Origin of the sequence: Ruegeria sp. 6PALISEP08 (assembly GCF_001238295.1) — a bacterium.
Taxonomy (GTDB): Bacteria; Pseudomonadota; Alphaproteobacteria; order Rhodobacterales; family Rhodobacteraceae; genus Ruegeria.
In genome coordinates this window covers 368,162-392,002 of sequence record NZ_LGXZ01000001.1, presented here as the reverse complement: position 1 = coordinate 392,002, position 23,841 = coordinate 368,162, and the positions used below count along the sequence as shown (strand labels likewise).

The following is a 23,841-nucleotide window of genomic DNA, read 5'->3' as shown; positions in this document are numbered from 1 at the left end:
TCATGAGTGCTTTGCGGGCGGGTTAGTCTATTGTGCAACATCTTGCAACGGTCAGGCTTGACGCGGGCGTTCACCGTGATAGCAAGACGCCGAGGCGGGCCTGTAGCTCAATTGGTTAGAGCAGAGCGCTCATAACGCTTTGGTTGCGGGTTCAAGTCCTGCCGGGCCTACCAAAAACCGCTAAACACACTGGTATAATAAGTTTCATTTCGTCTCGAAGAGCTACCACTACGGCGGACTCCGAAATCTAAGAAAATCAGGTCGATTTCAAACCCGCCCCATAATTCGGAACGCCCTGCAGCACTTCCGCAGGATAAACTGCTGGCACTAGTATTTCAAAAACTCTTCCACGGTTTCAGCCAGCCACCAGGGACTTTGTGTATCGTAGAACGTATGGGTCCCAGCCGATTGCGGCAGGTTTCTGACCGTCACAAGATAGTCTTCAAAATCGATCGGAACGGACCAATGTGACGCGTCATACAACATGGTTAAGTATTCATCAGCAGTCGGTTCGAAATAGTCCGGGTCCGGATCTGGCGGGCCATAGACTTTTGCGAACTCGGCCTGAAAATAATCCATGACATAGGAACAATAAATCACCTGATTGGCCCGGACCTGAACTGGAATCGGTGCCAGCTCATCCACGTCCTCTTTGACAAAATGCTTGAGTTCAAACGCCATTCCCTGGATCACTTCTTCCTGCATCCAATTGCTGCAGGTGTCGCCAAGCGCAATGAAACTGGCCATACGTTCGAATTTTCGGTCTTCGGCTTCCCTTGCAAACTGAGTAATCGGAACAAGTGCAAACAGTGATGTGACTGTAACGACTATTTTCTCGAAGTTATTGAGAGCTGCTTTAATCATTTTCCCTGAACCCCACGCCGTTTGAAAACGGGGTCAGAATGACATGATCAGACAAAATCACAAAGTTGCATGCTTTTTTTGGCAGGGGCAGGTGCAGCTATCGCCCGATGATAATATCCGCGCACAGCCCACCCAACCGCTCACTCTTAGCAAGCCGCAACGTTCCACCATGGGCGCGCGCGATATCCGCGACAATGGCAAGACCCAGGCCCACGCCGCTGCCCTGATTCTGATTCCGCGCCGGATCAAGTCGCGTGAAAGGTTTGACCGCCTCGGTGCGTTGCTCGATCGGAATGCCGGGGCCGTCATCCTCAACGCGGATACGCAAGGATTTCGGGTTCACCGTCAGGCTGACCTCAGCTCGGGTGCCATACCGCACCGCGTTTCCGATCAGGTTTTCAACAGCCCTGCGAATGGCTACAGGGCGCAGCATGACGGTCCCCTGCCCCTCGGTCTGGTTCAACTCCACCTCAAGCCCTGCTCGCTTTGAGTCTTCCACGATCTGACGGATGAACGCGTCTGGCTGCACCTCTTCAGGGGGGCCTTCCGAAGCCCCGCGCGAGAAATCCAGAAACGCATCCATCAAAGACTGCATTTCGGTCACATCCTGCTGCAAGGGCGCTGCGTCCTCTTCGGGCAACATCGACAAGCCTAGCTTAAGCCGCGTCAAGGGCGTGCGCAGGTCATGACTGACCCCCGACAACATCAGAGTCCGCTGTTCTATCTGCCGTTCAATCCGCGCGCGCATATCCAGAAAGGCATGTCCAGCCGCGCGGACCTCAATAGCGCCACCAGGAGAATATGGCACCACCCGCCCGCGCCCAAATGCCTGCGCGGCATCGGCAAGGCGCGTGATCGGCCGCAATTGGTTGCGCATGTAAAGAAAGGAAATCGTCGTCATGATGAAGGCAAAAAACACCATTGTAACGATCAACTGATGCGGCGCGACCGGGGATAATCTACGCCTGTCAAAGGTCAGTTCCAGAACTCCCAGATGCGTTTGAACATAGACCCGTGCCTCGCGACTGGTCGGCAGGGCAACCGCCACCAGATCGGATAGATTCGCTATTAGGTCGGCCTGAACCTGCGGCGCGATGAAATCATACCACCGCCGCGCACCAACCATCGGTTCTTCGTTCAGGCCCAGAAACCGTGCCTTCATTTCAAGGGCCTGCAAATCGGGGCGCATGGCCGCCAATGCCTGTTGCTGGGTCTCGGTATCCTCAATCACGGTCGTGATCAAAGTCACTTCACGCGACGCCGCGCGTGTCATCTGGCCTGTGACGTCTTCCAGATGCTTCTGGATAAACGCAACGCCCACCACCAGAAGCAGCACGATCACCGGCAGAACCAGAATCAGAGCTGCCCGGGCGTAGAGGCTACGAGGCAGATAGGGTTTGAGCCATTGCGAGGACATGGGCTAAACCTAGCGGGCCGCCCGGACAAGAGGAAGAGCACAGAATGCAGGCACCTGACAATTTCAATCCACCCGCAGGTGTTGCGGTCGATCTGCAACCGGGGCTGCGGCGTATTCTGGCCCCGAATCCCTCGCCCATGACCTATCGTGGCACCAACACGTACTTGCTGGGCGACGAAGACATCGCGGTGATCGACCCCGGCCCCGAAAATGAGGCGCATCTAAACGCGATTCTGAATGCTGTGACTCCCGGACAAAGAATCAGCCACATCATCGTGACGCATACGCATCTGGATCACTCGCCCCTTGCCGCCCCCCTTGCGGCGCGGACGGGCGCAGCGATCTATGCCTTTGGCGGACCTGAAGCTGGCCGTAGCGAAGTCATGACCCGTTTGGTCGCACAAGGCATGACGGGGGGCGGCGAAGGTATCGACCTCGCATTTCGTCCAGATGTGGAGCTTGCAGACGGCGAGGTCATTGACGGTGATGGTTGGCAGCTGGAGGTCATTCACACCCCGGGTCATCTGGGAAATCACATCGCACTGGGCTGGCAGGACACCTGTTTCACGGCTGACCACGTGATGGGTTGGGCCAGTTCTTTGGTCTCACCCCCGGACGGAGATTTGACGGATTTCATGGCAGCCTGCCACCGCCTGCGTGCCCGGAACTGGTCGGTTTTTCATGCGGGGCACGGAGCGCCGATCACAGACCCGGCTGGCCGTCTGGAATGGCTGATCAAACACAGGCAATCCCGCGAGGCACAGATTCTGTCGGCTCTGGAACAGGCAGAGGGCACAGCCCGACAACTGGCAGAGCGTATCTATATCGAAACACCCGTCGCCCTGTTGCCTGCTGCAGAACGCAATGTCTTCGCTCATCTTGTTGACCTGAATGGGAAAAACATGGTTCTTCCACGCGGCGAGATTTCTGCCACAGCGGTTTTTCATCGCGTCGCATGACATGAAAAAATTTTTTCGTGCTTCGCGCGCTTCCCCTCTGGACGCCGGGAATCCGGGTTGCTATACGCGCCTCAGTTCCGGCGTAGCTCAGCGGTAGAGCAGTTGACTGTTAATCAATTGGTCGTAGGTTCGATCCCTACCGCCGGAGCCAATCTTCCCTAAATCAAAACCCGATCCACAGAACGATTGCGCCTGTGGGATACGGTCCGAGATTTTTCGTCGAAAAATCCTAATCGCCCTCTGGACGCCGTAGAAACAGGTTGCTATACGGCGCGAACCGTTCCGGCGTAGCTCAGCGGTAGAGCAGTTGACTGTTAATCAATTGGTCGTAGGTTCGATCCCTACCGCCGGAGCCATTTCCTTCATACCGCGACGTTAGCCCGTCAGGGCATCTTCGAAATCTGCGCGTAGATTTCGTTTCAACACCTTACCCGTAGCATTCAGTGGCAGTGCATCGACAAAGACCACTTTGTCCGGAATCTGCCATTTGGCGATCTTGCCGTCGAAGAACCCCAGCAATTCGCCTTCGCTTGGGTCTTCGCCTTCAGCCTTCACCGCGACCAGCAAGGGTCTTTCGTCCCATTTTGGGTGCGGTACGCCTACCACAGCCGCGGTTGCTAGTTTGGGGTGTGCAACAGCGATGTTTTCAAGCTCGACCGAACTGATCCATTCACCACCGGATTTTATAATGTCCTTGGATCGGTCACGGATAGTCATATAGCCATCCGGATCCAACGTGGCGACATCGCCCGTAGCGAACCAACCATCCTGCAAAAGCTGCTGATCCTGCAACATAAAATAGCTGTCCAGAACCCAATACCCCCGGACCATCAGATCGCCCTGAGCTTCGCCGTCATGCGGCAGGTCATTGCCATCATCATCGACGATTTTCAGCTCGACCCCAAAGGGTGGTCTGCCCTGGCTCAGGCGGATCGCGTGCTGTTCTTCCAGCGGCAGCTCAAGATGTTTGGCCAGAGGGTAGTTTGCCGTACCCAGCGGGCTCATCTCGCTCATGCCCCAGGCGTGTACCGTGTCGACGCCATAGACTTCGCGGAAGGTTTCAATCATCGAAGGCGGACAGGCCGAGCCCCCGATCACTGTTCGATCCAGGCTTTTCAACTCAGTCCCGCATTTGGCTGCATGGGCCAGCAGACCTTGCCAAATGGTCGGCACACCCATGGCTAGGGTTACACCATATGTGTCGATCAGGTTGACCAGCGCCTCGCCGTGCAAATTTGGCCCCGGCAAGACCAGCCGCGAACCCGACATGGCGCAAGCATAGGGCGACCCCCAGGCGTTAACGTGGAACATTGGTACGACGGGCATCACAACATCCATCGCGGAAAAGCCGATCACATCCTTCGTGTTCGATGCAAAGCTGTGCAGCAGGGTCGATCTGTGGGAATACAATACGCCTTTCGGATTGCCCGTCGTGCCAGAGGTATAACACAGGCTTGAAGCTGTGTTTTCATCCAGATCAGGCCATGCGAACCCCGCATCTCCTGTTTCGATCAAATCGTCATAAAACATCAGACCGGGAATCTGTGACGCCGCCTCTTCATTGCGCGGGCCCATGAGGACAAAATGTCGAACTTCGGTAAGCGCTTCGTGCAGCGCCGCAACCAAAGGGATGAAAGTTGCATCAAAGAACAGCACCCGATCCTGAGCGTGGTTGATGATATATGTCAGCTGCTCGGGGAACAGGCGTGGATTGACCGTATGGCAAACAAAGCCCGCGCCAGAGGTCGCATAATAAACCTCCAGGTGCCGCCTGTTGTTCCACGCCAGGGTTCCGACCCTGTCCTGCGGCTCTAACCCCAGTTTGGTCAGCGCTGATCCCAGACGCCGGGCGTTAACCGCAATCTCGGACCAGTTGGTCTCAGAAATCGTGCCATCTGTTTCGACCGAGATTATCCCGGTTTGGCCATGGTAGCTTTCTGCATGATCAATCAGTGACGAAATCAGCAGGGGCTGCGTCATCATCTGTCCCAGCATGGACATCCTCCCGTCATTGGCCGGATCTTAAATGACCCCTGCCTTATCCATCTGACATTAACAGCTAGGGGTATGCCCCATTGCGTCAATCCAGTCGTTTCCTAGGATGGAACCCTGCCAAGCATTTAATTGTCTGACAATAAAAGAATGCAGCCCGCCAGTGCGGCAGGCCGCGTTTTTGGGGCGTTAATCCCGGTGTTTCAACGCATAGGCGACCAATGCAGCGGTGGATGCGTCCTTGTCGTCGGCACTCTCGGCACCATCCACAATGGGGCCAAGCGAAGTGGCCAGTTCCTTACCCAGTTCCACCCCCCATTGATCGAAGGAATTGATGTCCAACAGAACACCTTCTACAAACACCCGGTGCTCATAGAGGGCAATGATCTGACCCAGTACGAACGGTGTGAGTTTCGGATAGATTAGAGTGGTGGACGGGCGATTGCCGGGGAAAACCCGATGCCTGGCCTGACGCTCCAGCTCAGCACCGGTCAGCCCCTTTGCCACCATGCGGTCACGCGCTTCATCCAGTGACCGGCCGCGCATCAGGGCTTCGGATTGTGCCAGACAATTGGCCAAAAGCAGGCGGTGATGATGGGTCAGCTCGGGTTCGTGGCCTTCAGCCGCAACCATGAATTCGCAAGGAATGACGTCCGTGCCCTGATGAATCAGTTGGTAAAAAGCGTGCTGACCGTTTGTGCCCGGCTCGCCCCAGACCACAGGACCTGACGGAACAGTCAGAGAAGAACCATCCATTGCCACCGATTTGCCGTTCGATTCCATTTCCAACTGCTGGAAATAGGCAGGCAGCCGCAACAGCCGCTGATCGTAAGGCAGCACGGCGCGGCTGGTATGACCCAGAACCTGACGATGCCAGATGCCAACCAGGGCCAGCATGACAGGCATGTTGTCCACCCAATCCGCCGAGCGGAAATGCAGATCCATCGCCTGCCCGCCACGCAGAAAGGCATCAAACGCGTTCGAGCCGACAGCGATCATGACCGGCACGCCAACCGGCCCCCAGACCGAATAGCGCCCACCGACCCAATCAGCGAAACCAAACACATGCGCCTCGGGAATGCCAAACGCCTGCGTCTTGTCCAACGCGCTCGATACAGCGGCAAACTGCCGGGACGGATCGCCGCCACCTTCGGACATCCAAGCGCGCGCCGTACGTGCATTGGTCATTGTCTCAATGGTAGTGAAGGTTTTCGAGGCAACAATCACCAATGTCCGTGTCGGGTCCAACTGACGCAGAGTGTCAGCGATATGGGCGCCGTCTACGTTCGAAACATAGTGCAGGCGCGGCCCATCATGATACGGGGCCAACGCATGTGTAGCCATGACAGGGCCAAGATCCGATCCCCCGATGCCAATATTGACCACATCGGTAAAGCTGCCCCCTGCCCCGGCAATCGCGCCGCCGCGGACTTCTTCAGCAAAGACCCGCATCCGTTGCAACGTGTCCAGAACCTCGGGCATGACGTCCAAACCGTCCACGTCGACCGGCCCGCCATCAAGGTTGCGCAAGGCCGTGTGCAGCACCGCGCGTTCTTCGGTTTCGTTGATCTTTTCGCCGGCAAACATCGCATCGCGCCGCGCCGCAAGACTGGCATTTTCGCACAGTTGGATCAGCGCCGAACGCGTATTCTTGCCGATCTGCGTCTTGGAATAATCAAACAGCATATCTCCGGTCGAAGCCGAAAAAGCCTCGGCCCTGTTTGCGTCCGCCTCAAACAGATCCAGAATGCGGCGGTTCGTACCCGCCAATGCCTTCACAGCGTCCAGTTGCATAAGCTTACTCCGACCAATGGACTGTCATACCGCTAAGCACTGCGGCGATTGGCGCGTCTTCCGGTGGCAGCGACATGGCTTTTTCCAACGCGTCGCGCTTTGCCTGACCGTGGATGATCAGGTGTTTCGACAAAGCGCCGTCCAAAACCGGCGCGGTCAGGGAAATGCGCGCCTCTGGCTGCACCTCGGTGCGCGCAACGGTAAGTGTAGGCGCGTTGCTGTCCAGCGCCTCGGCCAGCCCTTCCATCCCAGGAAACAACGATGCCGTATGCATGTCGTCGCCCATCCCGAGAACCAGTACCGACAACGGCAACACCGGCGCAATCAGGGATTCGATTTCCGGCAACGCCGCCTCGGGTTCCGCACCGGGTACATAGAGCGGGATGTAATGCGCGGCAGAGGCCCGGTTGGTCAGCAGCCTTTCACGGATCAGACGCTCGTTCGACCGCTCATGATCGACAGGTACACACCGTTCATCTGTCGCCAGAACACGCACACGGTCCCACTCAAGGTCAGCGGCGCAGAGGCTATCAAACACTGGCCCTGGCGTTGTCCCACCAGGAACCGCCAGCGCAACGGTGTCGTTATGCAGCAATGTGGCTTCAAGCTCGCCCGCCAAGGCATTTGCCACGTCGATAGCAAGCATTTCACGGTCTGCGTATTCCAGAATATTCATGGCTTGATTCCTTGCCAACGGCGACCGTCTCGTTTCATCAGCAGCTCGGCGTCGCCCGGCCCTGTGCTGCCGCTGTCATAAGGTTTGGGCACGTCGCCACGTGCAAGCCACCCGGCGATGATCGGGTCGGTCCAGGCCCAGGCGGCCTCGACCTCGTCCCCACGCATGAACAACGTCTGATTGCCCCGGATCACATCCATCACCAACCGTTCATAGGCATCCGGCGGATCCTGATTTTCGGGCCCCAAGGCCTCGGCAAAGCTCATGTCCAAGGGAACATCGACCAGACGCATCCCGCCCGGTCCCGGCTCTTTGATCGTTACCTTCAGCGTGATCCCTTCGTTGGGCTGCAAGCGGATCGACAACGCATTGGCGTGCCGCCCAGCTTCTTCCCCGAAGATCGAATGCGGCGCGTCCTTGAACATCACATTGATCACGGAAGACCGCGCCACCAAACGCTTGCCCGTGCGCAGATAGAATGGCGTTCCAGCCCACCGCCAGTTGCTGATATGGGCCTTCAACGCGACATAGCTTTCGGTTGTCGAACGTGGATTGCCAACGCAATCCCGATAGCCAGCTCCTTCTGGCCCTGCCGCGAACTGGCCCCTCACAATATGATGGGGCTCAACCGGGTCAAGAGCTCGGATCACCTTGAGTTTCTCGTCGCGCACTGCGTCGGGATCAAATTTGGCCGGAGGTTCCATCGCGATCAGACAGAGCAATTGCATCAGGTGATTCTGAACCATGTCCCGCATGGCGCCTGCGCGCTCATAATACTCTTCTCGCCCCGAAATCCCCACGGTTTCTGCAACCGTTATTTGAATGTGGTCGACATATTGGCTGTTCCACAGGGGCTCGAACAGCATGTTGCCAAACCGCACGGCCATAAGATTCTGCACGGTTTCCTTGCCCAGATAATGGTCGATCCGGTAAATCTGGCTTTCGTCGAAGTGCGCGGCCAGTGTGGCATTCAGCGCCCGTGCACTGTCCAGATCATGCCCGAACGGTTTTTCCACCACGACACGGGTGTCGTCCGTTGCCAGATCATGCGCCCTCACCCGTTCGGCCAACGGGCCGAACAAACTTGGCCCGACCGAGAAGTAGAACGCCCTAACACGGTTGGGCGACAGCTTTTCGCTAAGAACATCCCAGCCTTCTGCTGTCATTGCATCTAGCGGCACATAGTCAACCCGCAGTAAAAACCGGGTCAGAGCCCGGCTGTCCTGCGCTCGCCTCGGTGCGTGCTGGCGCAAAGATTCGGCCACCATCTCACGAAACTCTTCCGCAGTATGGTTCGCCCGGGCGGCTGCGATTATCTGCGCATCCTCATGCCATTGCCCGGCGCAGAACCGACGAAACAGCGCAGGCAGGATCTTGCGCTGCGCCAGATCACCGGTGCCACCGAAAATGATCAGATCAAAAGGATCAACAGGGATGACGCGTGAAACCATAAGCTGTCCTTACCCCGCCCCCTCGGGCATGTCCAATGTTAGCGCAATCAAAACTGAAAACTCAAAGCTCATCAAAACTCTGTCAGAACCGCTGCGTCACCCTTACCAAATCTCCAACAACACGCTAGTTCAATTCGACGACTTCAAAAAACCGGATGCGGTAATGAAAGACAACGCCCCTCAACTCGCCAATATTGGCAAGTTTCAAGACAAACTGGTGACGGCGGACGGGCAGACCCGCGCAACAGTTTCACTGACACAGCCAGACACGCTGTGGTTCAATACGGGTACGCTGTGCAACATCGAATGCGTGAACTGCTATATCGCAAGCAGTCCTACCAATGATGCTTTGGTCTATCTGACCGCAGATGAAGTCTGCGATTATCTGGATCAGATCGAGCAGCGCAACTGGCCCGTGCGAGAGATCGGATTTACCGGCGGCGAACCCTTTATGAACCCCGAAATGATCGAGATGACTCGCGCCGCGTTGGAGCGTGGGTATGAGGTCCTGATCCTGACCAATGCGATGGCCCCGATGATGCGCCACAAGATGCGCGAAGGGTTGTTGGAGTTACAAAGCAAGTACAACGACAAGCTGACCCTGCGCATCTCTGTCGATCATTACCGCCCTAATCTGCATGACGAGGAACGCGGCAAGGGCAGTTTCGACAAAACCGTCACCGGGATGAAGTGGTTGCGCGATCACGGCTTCAATATGGCGATCGCAGGCAGGTCCGTCTGGGGGGACACGGATGCGGAAAGCCGCGCTGGCTATGCTGCGTTCTTCTCTAGGCATGGCTTTGACATCGACCCGAACAATCCAGCTCAGACCGTATTGTTCCCTGAGATGGACGAGACCGTGGAAGTGCCGGAAATTACCACGGCCTGCTGGGGGATTCTGAACAAGTCCCCTAATGCGGTGATGTGTGCCAGTTCGCGCATGGTGGTGAAACGCAAAGGCGCAGATCGCCCTACTGTCCTTGCCTGCACCCTGCTGCCTTATGAACCCGAATTTGAGATGGGTCATAGCCTGGCTGAATCCGAGGCGGATGTTCACCTCAACCACCCCCATTGCGCCAAATTCTGCGTTCTGGGCGGTGCAAGCTGCTCTGGCTGATCAGTTCAGTTCGGGCGATTTCCAATACTTGGTGCCCGATGCACCTGCCGACACGCGCCAACCTTTTTTGCTGAGCACAAAGAAAGAGCGTCCATCGGTAAAGCGCACCGTTTCGCCCGATTGGTCTTCTCCATACATGGCACCGGTTTCTGCCGTTGCGTCGTAGCCATGGGTTATGAAGTTTTCTAAATCTGACGGGGTTTGGAACAGGATCACGAACTTGGTCTCAAAGCCACCAATACCAATGGCTGCGCCTACGCCACCTGTGCCCATGTTCATATAGGTGTGCTGCCCGGTGTCTTTTGAAATGGCCACACCGCGCCCATATCCCGCCGATACCGGAAAAACCGAAATCTTGCGCGAGTCGAAGGCCGCGTAGCCTGCGCCCACTTCATACAGGGATTTTGCTTCGGGGTTTTCGGCAAGCAACTGATCAAGGATGTCGCCTGCCATCACGTCCAGTTTGGCGCGCGTTTCTTCAGGAGTGGCCTCGTTGGACAGCAACTCCGAGGTCGAGTCGATGGTCTGATCGACTGCTGTGGCACCTTTGTCGATTGTGTCGCCGACACTTTCTGCACCGCGACCGATCGCATTTGCGGTGTTTTCGACACCTTTCTTTACTTTGTCGAGAACGCCCTCGGCGAAAGCAGGGCCACTCAGGCAAAGCGCTGCGGTAAGGAAAAGGGCTCTTGGCATGACATGTTTCCGCGTAAGACTGACCAATCGGATGCTACCTTACCCGACTTGTCGCAATTGAGAACGCGCTTTTCGAATACTTTACAGACTTCGCACTTTGCTCAGTTCACGCGAAACTCGCCCACCATGTTGCGCCACTCACCCGGGGCGATCATCTTGCGGTGGGTGAATTTGACGGAATGCAGCGGCCCTTCGATCTCTCGCTGCCAGAAATCGATGAATTCGAACAGTTTGGGATGGTCAGGCGCAAGGTCGTATTCCTGCCAGATGAACGTGTTCAATACGTGGATATAGTCGGGCATATGGTAGAAGAATTCCGCCGTTGTTAGACCATAGCCTTTAAGCATCATTTCCGTTTCGCTTTGCGCCATGCAGACCTCCAATCTTGTTGCAAGGTCTACTCAGGGTACCACGAAATCTTTCTAATACTTGGATAACAATATGTTACCGGCACGTTACCGTGGTTTTTCGTGCCAAAAGCGCTGCTTGCTTGCACCTTATGTGCTGGGTCTGATAAGGTGCATCCACAAGATATAGACCCAGCACAAGAAACGGGCAGTTTACGTGAGCGATACGCCAGAAATTCCTGAAAACATGGACGAAACCCCGCCCGAGCGCCCGGTGTATGACGGCCCGACGGTCTCCATCGAATCCGAAATGCGTACGTCCTACCTGGATTACGCCATGTCGGTCATCGTCAGCCGTGCGATCCCGGATTTGCGTGACGGTCTGAAGCCGGTGCATCGGCGGATTCTGTATGCGATGCACGAAACCGGAAATACTCACGACAAATCTTACCGCAAATCGGCCCGCCCGGTGGGCGACGTGATGGGTAAGTACCACCCGCATGGCGACAGCGCGATCTATGACGCGCTGGTGCGCATGGCGCAGGATTTCTCGATGTCGCTGCCGCTGCTGGACGGTCAGGGCAACTTTGGTTCGATGGATGGCGATAACCCGGCGGCCATGCGTTACACCGAAGTGCGGATGGACAAGCCCGCAAGCGCCCTGCTGGCTGACATCGAAAAAGAAACAGTCGATTTTCAGGACAACTACGATGGCAAGGACCGGGAACCGACCGTCCTGCCCGCCCGTTTCCCAAACATGCTCGTCAACGGTGCCGGTGGTATCGCCGTGGGTATGGCGACCAACATCCCGCCGCACAATCTGGGCGAAGTTGTCGATGCCACGCTGGCATTGATCGACGACCCGGACCTGACGTCAGAACAACTGATCGAATATGTCCCCGGTCCCGATTTCCCGACCGGCGCCGTTATGTTGGGCCGCTCGGGCGCGCGCAAAGCGTATCTTGAGGGGCGCGGCAGCGTCATCATCCGATCCAAGACCCGCGTCGAAGAGATCCGTAAAGACCGTTACGCCATTGTGGTTGATGAGATTCCCTATCAGGTGAACAAGGCCGCGATGATCGAAAAGATCGCCGAAGCCGTGCGCGAGAAACGCATCGAAGGCGTCAGCCACGTGCAGGATGAATCCGACCGCAACGGCGTGCGTGTTGTGGTGGAACTGAAACGAGATGCGACGCCTGAAGTGGTATTGAACCAACTGTTCCGCTTCTCACCGATGCAGACGTCTTTCGGTTGCAACATGCTGGCCCTGAACGGGGGTCGCCCCGAGCAGCTGACACTGCGCCGGTTCCTGACCTCGTTTATTGACTTCCGCGAGGATGTTGTCGCGCGACGTACCGCATACGACCTGCGCAAGGCCCGCGAACGCAGCCACGTTCTGTGCGGTCTGGCCGTGGCGGTATCCAACGTCGATGAAGTGGTCGCGACGATCCGTTCGTCGGCAGATGCGGCTGAAGCGCGCGAAAAGCTGATGACCCGCCGCTGGCCCGCATCCGAGATCGAAAGCTATCTGCGCCTGATCGACGATCCTCTGTCCAAGATGAACGACGACGGCACCTATAACCTGACCGAGGTTCAGGCCCGCGCGATCCTTGATCTTCGACTGCAACGTCTGACCCAAATTGGCGTCAAAGAAGTCACCGACGAGCTGGAAGAACTGGCTGGTAAGATCAAGGAATACCTTGATATTCTGTCCTCGCGCGAACGCATAATGAGCATCATTGCTGATGAGCTGCGCAGCGTCCGCGAGCAATTCGCCGTCCCGCGTCGCACCGAAATCGTCGACTGGTCCGGCGACATGGAAGACGAGGACCTGATCGAACGTGAAGACATGGTCGTGACCGTCACCTCGGGCGGTTACATCAAGCGGACCCCGCTGGCCGACTTCCGCGCGCAAAAGCGCGGTGGCAAGGGTCTTTCGGGGATGCAGACCAAGGAAGAGGATGTTGTTACCAACCTCTTCGTGGCGAACACGCACACGCAACTGCTGTTCTTCACCACCGAAGGCATGGTCTACAAGCTCAAGACCTGGCGCTTGCCGCAGTCCAGCCGTACCGGCAAGGGCAAGGCAATCGTCAACATCCTGCCAATCCCAACCGGTGTTTCCATCGCGGCGATTATGCCCGTCGATGTGCCGGATGAAGAATGGGAAAACCTGCAAATCGTCTTTGCCACCAGCGCGGGCGACGTGCGTCGCAACCGTCTGTCGGACTTCACCAATGTCCGTCGCAACGGCAAGATCGCCATGAAACTGCCCGAAGGCGTGGAACTGGTGAATGCGCGCATCTGTTCAGAAGATGAAGACGTGATGCTGGTCACCAACGCGGGCCGCGCTATTCGCTTCCGCACCACCGATGTACGCGTCTTCAACTCGCGCGAATCTACTGGTGTACGCGGCATCAAACTGACCAATGGCGACCACGTCGTGTCAATGTCCGTGATCCGCCATTTCGAGGCTGACCCGGATGAGCGTGCCGCCTACCTCAAAATGCGCCGCGCCGTGGCGGGCATCGCGGATGATGGCGAGACCGATGAAGATGAAGCGGTCCCGGGCGTCATCACGCAGGAACGCTATGCCGAGATGTCGGCAGCCGAGAACCTGATCCTGACCATCACCACCGGTGGCGCGGGCAAGCTGAGCTCCAGCCACGACTACCCCGTCCGTGGACGCGGCGGTATGGGCGTGGCAGCCATGGACAGGGCAATGCGCGGCGGTGAGCTTGTGGCATCCTTCCCGGTTGAGATCGACGACCAGATCATGCTGGCCACGTCGAAAGGTCAGTCTATCCGAGTACCCGTCGAGGGGATTTCATTCCGGTCCCGCAGCGCGGGCGGTGTGCGTGTCTTCAACACCGGCAAAGGGGAAGTGGTTGTTAGCGTCGCCTGGATCGCTGATCAAGGCGAGGACGAGACCGAAGAGTAACCGGTTTGAACCGTGGAAAAGGAAAAACCCGAGGTTCGCTGACCTCGGGTTTTTCTTTGTGAAGGTTTTTCAATGCATTGATAGGCGCGGAAGAGTTACCTTGCTTAAGCCGTCTTGCTCTTTTGACGGCGGCCAAATGCAAACAGCCCGCCGATGCCGCCAAGCAGCAACCAACCGGCAGCAGGCAACGGGACAGGCGCAACCGTGTACTCGCCATAAAGCGTTGCATAGTTTTGCAACTCTTCAACCGTCTTGAAGCCACTGGATATGGTGCCACCTCCATCCTGTGAAAACCCAAGCACCGAGAACACATAGTTTTGTCCACCCAAGGTGAAGTTCTGAGATCCAAGCGTGTTGGCAATGGTCACAATATCGTCGCAGGGCGTAGGATCCTGAGGACAGTTTTGCGGGCGGTTCAAAGTCTCATTATGTGTCAGCGCAAAGGTTGATGACACCAGAGGTCCGCCGCCGATCTGTATATCAACGACAAGATCGACAGAACTCAGAGTTTCCCCTGGGATCGGAAAGTTAAGATGCGTGAACTGCCCAAGTTCGAATGCCGAGTTTGGCGACAAGTTCAGAATCGGTGTCCCTGATGGAGTGAAATCATAGCCACTTGGGTTGTTGCCACCGCCCCAACGCAGTGAGATCGTCGAACCAGAACTGCTTTCCGTAACGCCGTTTGTAGGGTTTACGTTCTGCCACGACGGGGAAATAGCTGATACTGTCAACGCCGACGCGGCACTCCCGACCAGTATCCCTGCTACTGCAATCGCAGCCACGTTTCGTTTCAGTGTCATGTACCCAACCCTTCACCATTCAAACACTAACAAAAAGCACATCTTTTACGGGTGCTTCAGTGACTATACACCCACTTGAGTCTATCGCCACATTTTGGCCGCTTTTCAACCTAATTCATGACTTTTTCGGTCTAAAATGTCCCATTTTTTCAACAGTCCCCATTTGTAGATGCATTGAAGTATTTTCGGAAACAGTTCTTTTTCCGAAAACCGCTTTACGCGCCTCTTCTGCATGAGCGACGAAAACGCCTCCAGAGTTTTGTGACTTCTGTTTTGAGCGAAAGGAATGTCGCGCTTCTCAGGTGCCCGGTCACTCCGGCGCTACTGCAACTTCAAGGCGATCCCGCGCGCGTTAGAAGCAGATCGGTCCTCACCAGATCCAAAAATCAAGGATCGGTGTCGACGAGTGCATCTTAGCGAAAACTCTGAGGCGAAACCTGAAGACAAACCTATCTCAACTCAAATAAGAACTGGGTTCAGGGCCGGCACCAAACGCCGGGGAGTTCAATTGCCGACTGAAGGCAGGTTTTCAAACCACGCAAGGACAACATCGACCCAGCCTTGCGGGATTCCATGCCCACCTTCAAATCCGATGACCGACAATGAGACGTCCCTGTCGCATCCGCTCCAAGTTCGCTGGTCGAAACCGACATGCTCGACAAAATCTACTGAGATACAACCAGAGTGGCCTGCAACGCCGTCGATAACTTCGACGGCGCCCAGATATCCGGGCCAACCCGGCTCTGGGCCTGACCCTGCAAAAGGAATTACCGTGTCTGTGTAGCCGTGCGTATAAAGCACATTAGAATCAAATCGTGTCTCTGCGCAGGGTCCGGCTTGGTTACGAACCGGTGTGCCGCCGATTGGTGCAAAGGCGTTCAGATTCAGATTCGAGCACGCCAGATACCACGCAAACGTGCCGCCTCTGGAATGACCTGCAACAAGGATGCGGTCTGGATCAATTGGAAAACGTGTAACCGCGTCTTCTGCAACTTTAGCGCTGAATGAGTAGTCATTCCATTCTGAGTGAGATGTGTCCCAGACCCACCCTGTACCTGGTCCATTTCTGTAGGAAATCTCCAAAGCGGTTGGGGCAACAATCGCGTATCCGCGTTCGAGAATGGGTTGCACCAGATAGGTGCTCTGGGTGACTGCCTGACCCGAGCCACTTGATCCGTGAAAAAACAGAACGGCAGGAAACGGACCCTGTCCTTTTGGGATAAGGGCGCTGTATTTGCGCCCCAGAACTTCGCATTCGGCACCAATGCCACCGCATTCGAATGACTGAGACAACGCCCTGACCCGGCTGTTCAGACCAGCATCGGGTAAGAGCAACAAAATGGCCGCCAAGGCGATTGCGCTTGTGGCCAATCTCAGCACCCACCGCCGTCGGTTCAATCTCACACCCCGTACAACGTCCCGAACTTCTCTTCCAAATATGCAAGCAATGGCTCCGGCCCCGGCTCTACGCCGCTGGCACGCGCGATGATGTCGCGTGGTGCGTAAAGCCCGCCATGTTGTTGAACTTGGTCCCGCAACCAGCCTGTTGCACCCGAAGTATCGCCGTCGGCAAGTTGGGCATCCAGCCCCGGCACCGCTGCACGCAGGGCCTGATACAGGCATCCGGCATACACGTTGCCCAGTGAATAAGTCGGGAAATATCCGAACAACCCAACCGACCAATGCACGTCCTGCAAACAGCCGTTCGAAGGTTTGTCGACCGCATAGCCGAAGTCAGCCTTGAAGCGGTCGTTCCACGCGGCTTCAAGCTCGCTGACCTGCAGGTCTCCGGCCATCAGCGCGCGTTCCAGATCAAAGCGCAACATGATGTGCAGGTTGTATTGCACCTCATCCGCCTCGGTGCGGATATAGCCGTTATGAACCCGGTTGACCGTGGCGTAAAATGCATCAGCGTCGGCAATACCAAAATCGCCAAAAGTCTCTGTCATCTGTCCAAACAGCCAACCGGTAAAGGCGCGCGAACGGCCCAGTTGGTTTTCATAGATCCGGCTTTGGCTTTCATGTACGCCCATCGACACGCCGCTCCCCAGCGGGGTCAGCAAATAGGCTTTGTCGATACCTTGTTCATAGGCGGCGTGGCCGACTTCGTGTATCGTGGAATAGAAGCAGTTGAACGGGTCCGTTTCACTGGTTCGCGTGGTGATGCGTACATCCAGCCCGCTGCCCGAACTGAACGGATGCACCGCCTTGTCCACACGGCCGTTGTTCAGATCATACCCAAAGGTCGTCGCCAGCTTTTGCGATAAGCGCATCTGAGCCGGCTCATCAAAGCTGCCACTCAGGGCCGTCGGTTCCGGGCGGTCCAGTACCGCGGCGCGCAAGGCCACCAGACGTGGGCGCATCTCATCAAAAATGGCCGCGATCTGCGCGCCGGTTGTATAGGGCTCATAGTCCTCGACCATGGCGTCATAAATGTCACCGCCCTGCGCCAGCGCTTCGCCCTCTTGCCGTTTGAGTGACACGACCTCTTCAAGCACCGGCAGAAAGGCCGAGACGTCCTCATCCGCCCGCGCCTGCGCCCAGGTTCCCTGCGCGGCGGATGTAACACGGGCGATCGCGGTTGCCAGATCGGCGGGCACTTTCACCGCACGCTCATAGGCGCGGCGGATTTCACGCATCTGCGCCTTGCCCACTTCGTCCTGCGGCGCGGCTTGCTCTAGCCATTCCGCCACACGCGGATCGGATCGGCGCGCGTGCAGCACCGCCTCGATGGCAGCCATTTCTTCGGCGCGTTGCGGGGCAGCCCCACGCGGCATGACGGTTTCCTGATCCCAGCCGAGCCTCCCGGCAATCTGGCCCAAAGCCGAAGTTTCACGCTGAAAGGCCATAAGCTCATTGAATGCGGTCATTGGTTCATACTCCGCGCAGGGATGTTGCGATGGGATAAGCGGTCAGAAACCGAGCGCGCAGGATCAGGGTCCAGACGACTACGGCCATGAATTGGTGGAAAATCGCGATCTGCCAGGGTGCACCGTAGACCACGGTCACGATGCCGACGACAACCTGAAACGCCAGCCCGGCAAAGGCGGCATTGAAGGCAAAGCGTGTCAGCGGATGAGCGCTGGATCCGCCACGACGCCAGACAATGAAGGCAAAGATGAACAGCAGATACCCCGCACAGCGGTGAATGAACTGTACCAACCCCGGGCTTTCAAAGAAGTTCCGCCACATCGGTTCCAACGCGGTCGCATCCGGTGGCAACACCTGCCCGCCGATCAAGGGCCAATCGGTGTAAGACCGCCCGGCGTCAATTCCTGCGACCAATGCGCCAATGAGTATTTGTAAAAAGGCGAAATGCATCAGGCCGGTAGACAGCGAGAACAGTTTTGCCTCTTTGGCACGACGGGCCTGCATCAGGTCGCGCTCTTCGCGACCAAGTTCAAAGATATACCAGGCCAAAAAGCCCAGGATCACGAAGGCCAGACCCAGATGCGTGGCCAGACGATAGCTGGCGACCGCGGTCATGCCCTCGCCCTGTGTCACGCCCGAGGCGACCATCCACCAACCGACCGCGCCCTGTACACCGCCCAGAAGGCCCGGAATCAACAGTTTAACAGTCCAGCCCGTCGGAATCTTGCGCGCCACAAAGAAACCGAAGAAGCCAATTGCCCAGACAAGACCGATCACGCGGCCCAGTTGACGATGGCCCCATTCCCACCAGTAGATGGTTTTAAAGTCACTCAGCTCCATCCACTGGTTCTGGATACGCCACTGGTCGATCTGCTTGTACTTGTCGAACTCGGCCTGCCAATCCGCTTCAGTCATCGGCGGGATGGCACCGGTGACCGGGCGCCATTCGGTGATCGAGAGACCGCTGTCAGTCAGCCTGGTCAACCCACCGACGGCAATCATCACCACAACCAGAGCGAACAGGATCATCAGCCAAACACGGATCGCCTTGCGCGCCCCGCCCCGCCCCCGGTCGATCATACCGGGCTGAACCGCCTGTTGTTTTTCGGTTTCCGAGACCTCTTCGAAGATGCTGCGCTTACCGCTCATGCTGTCCTCATGTCCTGATTTCGTCGCAAGCTAGGGCTTGACGGAAGATAGGTCCAGCCTCAGCTTTTGTCTTTCCAGCGGACCATCTGCCGCATGATCCCGTGCAGCATCTGCACATCGGCCCGCGTCATCCGCATCCGCGACCACAGGTTGCGCAGGTTCACCTTCATTCCTTCCGCCTTTTCGGGGGGATAGAAGAACCCGGCCTCTTCCAGTCGGTCCTCGTAATGCTCGACCAGCTTTTCAACTTCGATCCCTGTGGCCCAATCGCCCTTCCCCAGATCGGTGGTCTCATGCACCACGTCTCCGGTCTGGCGCATCCACTCATATGCGGTCAGTAACACGCATTGACCCAGGTTTAGCGACGCGTATTCCGGGTTCACCGGGACCGAGATGATTGCGTTCGCCTTGGCGATATCCTCATTCTCAAGACCGGCACGTTCCGGGCCGAACAGCACGGCGACCTTCTCGCCTGCTGCGATCTTTTCTGCGGCAATCTTCATTGCTTGCTCAGGGCTGTAGACGGGTTTGGTCAGCCCCCTCTGTCGGGCCGTGGTTGCGAAGACAAAAGTGCTGTCGGCCAGCGAACCAGCGAGATCGTCAAACAGCTGCGCCTCGTCCAACAACCGCCCTGCACCGCTGGACATGGCCACAGCCTTGGGGTTCGGCCAACCATCACGCGGGGCTACGATCCGCATTCGGTCCAGACCGAAATTCCACATCGCGCGCGCGGCGGCGCCGATGTTTTCACCCATCTGCGGGCGCACGAGCACGAAGGAGGGCTGAGATGTATCGCTGGGCATGGCTGTCTCCGAAAAGTTCCGCCCGCTCTAATCCGACAGCGTTATCAGGGCAACCCGATCCTCTTCTTCTGTTTCTAAATACCCGCTCAGCAGGCATAAAAGTTTGCTTCCCCGCCGCAATCCGCTAAACCGCGCCAAAGACCAAAAGCCGAAGGACGCGACCATGGATACCCCCGAGCAGCCGCAGATTTACCTGATTACGCCCCCGACCATCGAGCTGAGCACGTTCACGAACAAGCTGGCGAGTGTGCTTGATGGGGCCGAGGTTGCCTGCATCCGCCTGGCACTGGCTGGCAGCGACGAAGACACCATTGCCCGTGCAGCAGATTCCTGCCGCGAAGTGGCCCATGCGCGCGATGTGGCCATTGTGATTTCAAATCATGTGCTGCTGGCACAACGTCTGGGTCTGGACGGAGTGCATCTGGACGACGGTTCACGCTCGGTCCGCTTCGCACGCAAGGAATTGGGCGCGGATGCGATCGTCGGCAGTTTCTGTGACGCGTCCATCCATGACGGAATGACTGCGGGCGAAAGCGGCGCGGACTACGTAGCTTTCGGCCCGGTAGGTACCGCTACGCTGGGGGACGGAACCCACGCCGAAAAGGATCTGTTCCAGTGGTGGTCAGAGGTGATCGAGGTTCCTGTCGTGGCCGAAGGTAGTTTGACACCCGAGTTGATCCGCGATCTGGCGCCCTGCACTGATTTCTTCGGCATTGGTGACGAAATCTGGGGCAGCGACGATCCACTGGGCACGTTGAACACGCTGCTGGCGGCGATGCCTTAACCCAGCATCACCCCAGCATCCAGGGCTCGGCCAACCAATACACCCCGAGCCCCGCTATCAGGATCGAGGCCAGAGCGGAAATCCGACTGCGGGTTCTATGCGACTCACCCGCAAGCAACAGAGTCAGACCAAACGCAGCTGATGCCGTCAGAACAATCGGCACAACAACCCCGGCCCCGAAACCCAAAATGGCTGGAAGCTGATGGTCCGGCGGCACGCCGATGACCCTCAGTGCTGCTGCCAACCCAAATCCAAACACTGTTCCCCCTGCAAAAACCGTCAAGAGCCGCGCGACCTGCAACCGGCGTACCACCAGGTTCCACAGTGCCAGAATAATGATGAACGCTATCGGCACTTGGGCTTGAACATGGATGATCGGGTTCAGCACGTCGTAGACAGCCAAACCAAGCCCGAGGAACACGCCAGCTGACAGAAACAGCACCTGCACCGTGACGGACCGCAAGGATAGGGACTGAAACACAAGGCTGAGGGCAAGCAGAATGGGCGTGAAAGGCGCGTGTGTAAAATGATTGATACCCAGCGCAAAATACGTCTGTAACGTCTGTTGCGGAGTCAGGGACGCCCCGCCCCGCAACGGTATGAGCGGGCTGGTTTCACCGGCCGTCAGGTAACCGGTATATGGGGCCGTAACACCCTGTTGCCGCAGCACGATCGGCCCGCCGTCAATCGGCCAGCGCAATTGCAGGTTTGAGGTTTGATCCGAAAGAGGCGCCGCCAGTAAGAGGTTGGTAACACGCGCAGTTTCCTCATCGCCGCCTTCAGGAATGCTTATACTTTCCAAAGTCAGTGCCACACGCTCGGGCACCTCCACAACGACGTCCTGTACCCAAGTTTTCATAAACTGTATGATTTGTGGTTCCAACTCTGACGATGCCATACGCCGCAAGGACAGATACTGCGGATCACCAGAAAGCGCCTCGTGCCGTGCCGGATCAAACCCGAGCAAAAGCGCTTCGGCATTCAAACTAACTTTTAGAAACAGGTTTTCCTCGGCAATCCAGAAGTCAATTACGGTGGGTGAACTAGACTGCGCCCTGACCGGGCCTGAAGAAACGAATGCAACGAAGAAACAACTCAGGACAAAGAAGATACAAACACGAAGGATGGCATGGAATACATGGCCATTCATACGAAACGCTCCGGTAAAAGAACCAAATCAACAATCATTGTGCTCAATAGTCCCCGCGCTCACCTCAGATCGCAAGTTCAAAAGGTGCAAATGCCCGGCAGTTCGGGAATATCTGGTGGCGGTAACGTTCTGACTTGCACGGGCATCACCGCTGCGGCATGACATCTCTATGACTCAGAACAGCAATATCCTGTGTATCGGTTCGGTCCTGTGGGACGTAATCGGACGATCGGCCAGCGCCATGCGGCATGGTTCAGACGTACCGGGGCGGATCACCCGCTTGCCCGGCGGCGTTGCGATGAACATCGCCATGACTCTGGTGCGCTTTGGTATGACCCCTACCCTGCTGACCGCCATCGGACGCGACCCCGAGGGTGAGGAGCTTGTCCATTCCTGTTCGCGTCTGGGCATGATCACGGATCACATCTATCGCTCTCAGGATTTGCCAACCGACCGCTATATGGCCGTCGAAGGTGCAAACGGGTTGATTGCAGCCATTGCAGATGCGCATTCGCTGGAAGCCGCAGGCGCAAAGATCCTGCGCCCTTTGATTCACGGACCATTGGGCGATGAGAACACGCCGTTTGAAGGCCCCATCGCACTGGACGGCAACCTGACGCTGGACCTACTGGAAGAAATTGCCCAAAGCCCTGCTTTTGCCCGTGCCGACCTGCGCGTGGCCCCTGCCTCGCCCGGCAAAGCGGAACGGCTGTTGCCCTTTCTGAAGCACGCCCGCGCCACGCTTTATGTAAACCTCGAAGAAGCTGGCATCCTGTGTCAGCGTGAATTCACCGACTCTGAGACTGCCGCCAAGGGCCTGCTGGATCGCGGTGCGCTGCGCGTGCTGGTCACCGATGGCGGTAGCTCGGCCACTGTCGGCGATGCCGATGAAATCCTGACCCAAACACCCCCCTCGGTTCTGGTTACCCGCGTGACCGGTGCCGGGGATACATTCATGGCGGCCCACATCGCCTCAGAATCCGGTGGCGCATCAAGCGATGAGGCCCTGACCCGCGCTCTGCACGCCGCCGCAACTTACGTTTCCGGAGAAACCCCACTGTGATCGACATCCAATATTCTGCCGAGGTCCGCGCCGCCAAAGACGCGGGCCGACCCATCGTTGCGCTGGAAAGCACCATCATAACCCACGGAATGCCCTACCCGCAAAACGTCGAAGTTGCGGCTCAGGTCGAACAGGACATCCGCGATGCGGGTGCGGTTCCGGCAACCATGGCCGTGATCGAAGGCAAACTGCATGTCGGGCTTGAGACCGAGCAACTGCAGTGGCTGGGTCAGGCGCAGGGTGTCGCGAAGATTTCGCGTGCCGACATGGCGGCCTGTATCTCGACCGGGGGCACCGGTGCCACAACCGTCGCCGCCACCATGATTGCCGCGCATTATGCCGGGATCGAGGTTTTCGCCACTGGCGGCATCGGTGGCGTGCATCAGGGGGCTGAGACAACGTTCGACATCTCAGCCGACTTGCACGAACTGGGCCATACGCCGGTCACGGTTGTTGCCGCCGGGGCCAAAGCCATCCTCGATCTGGCAAAGACACTTGAAGTTCTGGAAACTCTCGGTGTGCCGGTCGTAGCTTACGGTCAGGACGAATTCCCGGCTTTCTGGTCCGCAAAATCTCCTTTTGCCGCACCTCTTCGCATGGACAGCGCCGAAGCCATCGCCAAAGCCCATTCCACCCGTCGCACGCTGGGTCTGCCCGGAGGTCAACTGGTTGCCAACCCGATTCCCGCCGCCGATCAGATTCCGGCCGAAGAACTGGCCCCCATCATTGCCGAGGCTCAGTCCGACGCAGATGCCCACCGCATTACCGGCAAGGCCGTGACGCCATACCTGCTACAGCGCATCTTCGAAAAAACCGAAGGCCGCTCGCTGATCGCCAATATCGCCTTGGTGCGCAACAATGCGCGACTGGCCGCGAAAATCGCGCAGTCGCTGGTACAGCAGGGCTGACGCAGCCCTATTGTACCAAAGCGAGGGATTGACTACCTAAACCACGGAAACCATTCGGA

20 protein-coding genes and 3 tRNA genes are annotated in these 23,841 nt (G+C 57.3%); 9 read left to right on the top strand and 14 right to left on the bottom strand.

Annotated features, from left to right (window positions below):
• Positions 1-96: 96 nt before the first annotated feature.
• Positions 97-173 (top strand) — tRNA-Ile (locus ALB80_RS01990).
• A 154-nt stretch (positions 174-327) separates the two neighbouring features.
• Here the strand turns inward: ALB80_RS01990 and ALB80_RS01985 are convergent.
• Together ALB80_RS01985 and ALB80_RS01980 are read right to left on the bottom strand one after the other, a co-directional pair.
• Positions 328-864 (bottom strand): hypothetical protein, encoded by a 537-nt coding sequence (locus ALB80_RS01985; RefSeq protein ID WP_050602328.1) that lies wholly within the window; start codon positions 862-864, stop codon positions 328-330.
• A 97-nt stretch (positions 865-961) separates the two neighbouring features.
• Positions 962-2,281, bottom strand: a complete 1,320-nt coding sequence (locus ALB80_RS01980) for an ATP-binding protein (protein ID WP_050602327.1) — start codon at positions 2,279-2,281, stop codon at positions 962-964.
• A 44-nt stretch (positions 2,282-2,325) separates the two neighbouring features.
• Between ALB80_RS01980 and ALB80_RS01975 the strand changes: the two genes are divergently transcribed.
• The 3 genes from ALB80_RS01975 (at position 2,326) to ALB80_RS01965 (ending at position 3,596) form a co-directional block, all read left to right on the top strand.
• Positions 2,326-3,240 carry an MBL fold metallo-hydrolase gene (locus tag ALB80_RS01975; RefSeq protein WP_050602326.1) on the top strand — a complete coding sequence of 305 codons (915 nt, stop codon included), beginning with the start codon at positions 2,326-2,328 and terminating at the stop codon, positions 3,238-3,240.
• A 76-nt stretch (positions 3,241-3,316) separates the two neighbouring features.
• Positions 3,317-3,391, top strand: a tRNA-Asn gene (locus ALB80_RS01970).
• A 130-nt stretch (positions 3,392-3,521) separates the two neighbouring features.
• Positions 3,522-3,596: transfer RNA gene (locus ALB80_RS01965), tRNA-Asn, on the top strand.
• A gap of 19 nt (positions 3,597-3,615) precedes the next feature.
• On the opposite strand, the gene ALB80_RS01960 is transcribed toward ALB80_RS01965, so the two are convergent.
• The 4 genes from ALB80_RS01960 to zwf all read right to left on the bottom strand — a co-directional run bounded on the left by ALB80_RS01960 (position 3,616) and on the right by zwf (position 9,153).
• A complete protein-coding gene (locus ALB80_RS01960; RefSeq protein WP_050602325.1) occupies positions 3,616-5,235 on the bottom strand; it encodes a long-chain-fatty-acid--CoA ligase in 1,620 nt (539 codons plus the stop codon).
• Positions 5,236-5,421: 186 nt separating this feature from the next.
• A complete protein-coding gene (gene pgi, locus ALB80_RS01955) occupies positions 5,422-7,026 on the bottom strand; it encodes a glucose-6-phosphate isomerase (RefSeq protein WP_050602324.1) in 1,605 nt (534 codons plus the stop codon).
• Between the two features lie 4 nt (positions 7,027-7,030).
• Positions 7,031-7,702 (bottom strand): 6-phosphogluconolactonase, encoded by a 672-nt coding sequence (gene pgl / locus ALB80_RS01950; protein WP_050602323.1) that lies wholly within the window; start codon positions 7,700-7,702, stop codon positions 7,031-7,033.
• Positions 7,699-9,153 (bottom strand): glucose-6-phosphate dehydrogenase, encoded by a 1,455-nt coding sequence (gene zwf / locus ALB80_RS01945; protein ID WP_050602322.1) that lies wholly within the window; start codon positions 9,151-9,153, stop codon positions 7,699-7,701. The genes pgl and zwf overlap by 4 nt, the downstream gene beginning before the upstream one ends.
• 163 nt (positions 9,154-9,316) lie before the next feature.
• On the opposite strand from zwf, the gene ALB80_RS01940 reads away from it, so the two are divergent.
• Positions 9,317-10,270 (top strand): radical SAM protein, encoded by a 954-nt coding sequence (locus tag ALB80_RS01940; RefSeq protein ID WP_050602570.1) that lies wholly within the window; start codon positions 9,317-9,319, stop codon positions 10,268-10,270.
• Here the strand turns inward: ALB80_RS01940 and ALB80_RS01935 are convergent, their stop codons facing one another.
• Both ALB80_RS01935 and ALB80_RS01930 read right to left on the bottom strand, forming a co-directional pair.
• Positions 10,271-10,966 (bottom strand): hypothetical protein, encoded by a 696-nt coding sequence (locus ALB80_RS01935; protein WP_050602321.1) that lies wholly within the window; start codon positions 10,964-10,966, stop codon positions 10,271-10,273.
• A gap of 101 nt (positions 10,967-11,067) precedes the next feature.
• On the bottom strand, positions 11,068-11,337 hold the full coding sequence (locus ALB80_RS01930) for an usg protein (RefSeq protein WP_050602320.1): 270 nt from the start codon (positions 11,335-11,337) through the stop codon (positions 11,068-11,070).
• A 193-nt stretch (positions 11,338-11,530) separates the two neighbouring features.
• On the opposite strand from ALB80_RS01930, the gene gyrA reads away from it, so the two are divergent.
• Positions 11,531-14,254: a DNA gyrase subunit A gene (gene gyrA, locus ALB80_RS01925; protein WP_050602319.1), complete on the top strand. Its 2,724-nt coding sequence runs from the start codon at positions 11,531-11,533 to the stop codon at positions 14,252-14,254.
• A 104-nt stretch (positions 14,255-14,358) separates the two neighbouring features.
• Here gyrA and ALB80_RS01920 read toward each other — a convergent pair whose 3' ends face one another.
• From ALB80_RS01920 to ALB80_RS01900, 5 genes are all read right to left on the bottom strand, one after another.
• Positions 14,359-15,054 carry a THxN family PEP-CTERM protein gene (locus ALB80_RS01920; protein WP_050602318.1) on the bottom strand — a complete coding sequence of 232 codons (696 nt, stop codon included), beginning with the start codon at positions 15,052-15,054 and terminating at the stop codon, positions 14,359-14,361.
• 504 nt (positions 15,055-15,558) lie between these two features.
• Complete coding sequence (locus ALB80_RS01915; protein WP_172677848.1) at positions 15,559-16,425, bottom strand: PHB depolymerase family esterase; 867 nt, start codon at positions 16,423-16,425, stop codon at positions 15,559-15,561.
• A 29-nt stretch (positions 16,426-16,454) separates the two neighbouring features.
• Positions 16,455-17,924, bottom strand: a complete 1,470-nt coding sequence (locus ALB80_RS01910) for a carboxypeptidase M32 (RefSeq protein WP_050602316.1) — start codon at positions 17,922-17,924, stop codon at positions 16,455-16,457.
• A gap of 4 nt (positions 17,925-17,928) precedes the next feature.
• Complete coding sequence (ctaA, locus tag ALB80_RS01905) at positions 17,929-19,074, bottom strand: heme A synthase (RefSeq protein WP_050602315.1); 1,146 nt, start codon at positions 19,072-19,074, stop codon at positions 17,929-17,931.
• 59 nt (positions 19,075-19,133) lie between these two features.
• Positions 19,134-19,877, bottom strand: a complete 744-nt coding sequence (locus tag ALB80_RS01900; RefSeq protein WP_050602314.1) for an RNA methyltransferase — start codon at positions 19,875-19,877, stop codon at positions 19,134-19,136.
• 163 nt (positions 19,878-20,040) lie between these two features.
• On the opposite strand from ALB80_RS01900, the gene ALB80_RS01895 reads away from it, so the two are divergent.
• Positions 20,041-20,661 carry a thiamine phosphate synthase gene (locus ALB80_RS01895; protein ID WP_050602569.1) on the top strand — a complete coding sequence of 207 codons (621 nt, stop codon included), beginning with the start codon at positions 20,041-20,043 and terminating at the stop codon, positions 20,659-20,661.
• Positions 20,662-20,668: 7 nt separating this feature from the next.
• On the opposite strand, the gene ALB80_RS01890 is transcribed toward ALB80_RS01895, so the two are convergent.
• Entirely contained in the window at positions 20,669-21,811 is a 1,143-nt protein-coding gene (locus ALB80_RS01890) for a HupE/UreJ family protein (RefSeq protein WP_050602313.1), read from the bottom strand.
• A 169-nt stretch (positions 21,812-21,980) separates the two neighbouring features.
• Between ALB80_RS01890 and ALB80_RS01885 the strand changes: the two genes are divergently transcribed.
• On the top strand, positions 21,981-22,874 hold the full coding sequence (locus ALB80_RS01885) for a PfkB family carbohydrate kinase (protein ID WP_050602312.1): 894 nt from the start codon (positions 21,981-21,983) through the stop codon (positions 22,872-22,874).
• Complete coding sequence (locus tag ALB80_RS01880; protein WP_050602311.1) at positions 22,871-23,782, top strand: pseudouridine-5'-phosphate glycosidase; 912 nt, start codon at positions 22,871-22,873, stop codon at positions 23,780-23,782. The genes ALB80_RS01885 and ALB80_RS01880 overlap by 4 nt, the downstream gene beginning before the upstream one ends.
• Positions 23,783-23,841 lie beyond the last annotated feature (59 nt).

What these genes read in the sequence shown, in the direction of transcription:
- ALB80_RS01985 (WP_050602328.1), bottom strand. Translation starts at nt 864, where the DNA reads ATGATTAAAGCAGCTCTCAATAACTTCGAGAAAATAGTCGTTACAGTC.
- ALB80_RS01980 (WP_050602327.1), bottom strand. Translation starts at nt 2,281, where the DNA reads ATGTCCTCGCAATGGCTCAAACCCTATCTGCCTCGTAGCCTCTACGCC.
- ALB80_RS01975 (WP_050602326.1), top strand. Translation starts at nt 2,326, where the DNA reads ATGCAGGCACCTGACAATTTCAATCCACCCGCAGGTGTTGCGGTCGAT.
- ALB80_RS01960 (WP_050602325.1), bottom strand. Translation starts at nt 5,235, where the DNA reads ATGCTGGGACAGATGATGACGCAGCCCCTGCTGATTTCGTCACTGATT.
- pgi (WP_050602324.1), bottom strand. Translation starts at nt 7,026, where the DNA reads ATGCAACTGGACGCTGTGAAGGCATTGGCGGGTACGAACCGCCGCATT.
- pgl (WP_050602323.1), bottom strand. Translation starts at nt 7,702, where the DNA reads ATGAATATTCTGGAATACGCAGACCGTGAAATGCTTGCTATCGACGTG.
- zwf (WP_050602322.1), bottom strand. Translation starts at nt 9,153, where the DNA reads ATGGTTTCACGCGTCATCCCTGTTGATCCTTTTGATCTGATCATTTTC.
- ALB80_RS01940 (WP_050602570.1), top strand. Translation starts at nt 9,317, where the DNA reads ATGAAAGACAACGCCCCTCAACTCGCCAATATTGGCAAGTTTCAAGAC.
- ALB80_RS01935 (WP_050602321.1), bottom strand. Translation starts at nt 10,966, where the DNA reads ATGCCAAGAGCCCTTTTCCTTACCGCAGCGCTTTGCCTGAGTGGCCCT.
- ALB80_RS01930 (WP_050602320.1), bottom strand. Translation starts at nt 11,337, where the DNA reads ATGGCGCAAAGCGAAACGGAAATGATGCTTAAAGGCTATGGTCTAACA.
- ALB80_RS01920 (WP_050602318.1), bottom strand. Translation starts at nt 15,054, where the DNA reads ATGACACTGAAACGAAACGTGGCTGCGATTGCAGTAGCAGGGATACTG.
- ALB80_RS01910 (WP_050602316.1), bottom strand. Translation starts at nt 17,924, where the DNA reads ATGACCGCATTCAATGAGCTTATGGCCTTTCAGCGTGAAACTTCGGCT.
- ctaA (WP_050602315.1), bottom strand. Translation starts at nt 19,074, where the DNA reads ATGAGCGGTAAGCGCAGCATCTTCGAAGAGGTCTCGGAAACCGAAAAA.
- ALB80_RS01900 (WP_050602314.1), bottom strand. Translation starts at nt 19,877, where the DNA reads ATGCCCAGCGATACATCTCAGCCCTCCTTCGTGCTCGTGCGCCCGCAG.
- ALB80_RS01895 (WP_050602569.1), top strand. Translation starts at nt 20,041, where the DNA reads ATGGATACCCCCGAGCAGCCGCAGATTTACCTGATTACGCCCCCGACC.
- ALB80_RS01890 (WP_050602313.1), bottom strand. Translation starts at nt 21,811, where the DNA reads ATGAATGGCCATGTATTCCATGCCATCCTTCGTGTTTGTATCTTCTTT.
- ALB80_RS01885 (WP_050602312.1), top strand. Translation starts at nt 21,981, where the DNA reads ATGACTCAGAACAGCAATATCCTGTGTATCGGTTCGGTCCTGTGGGAC.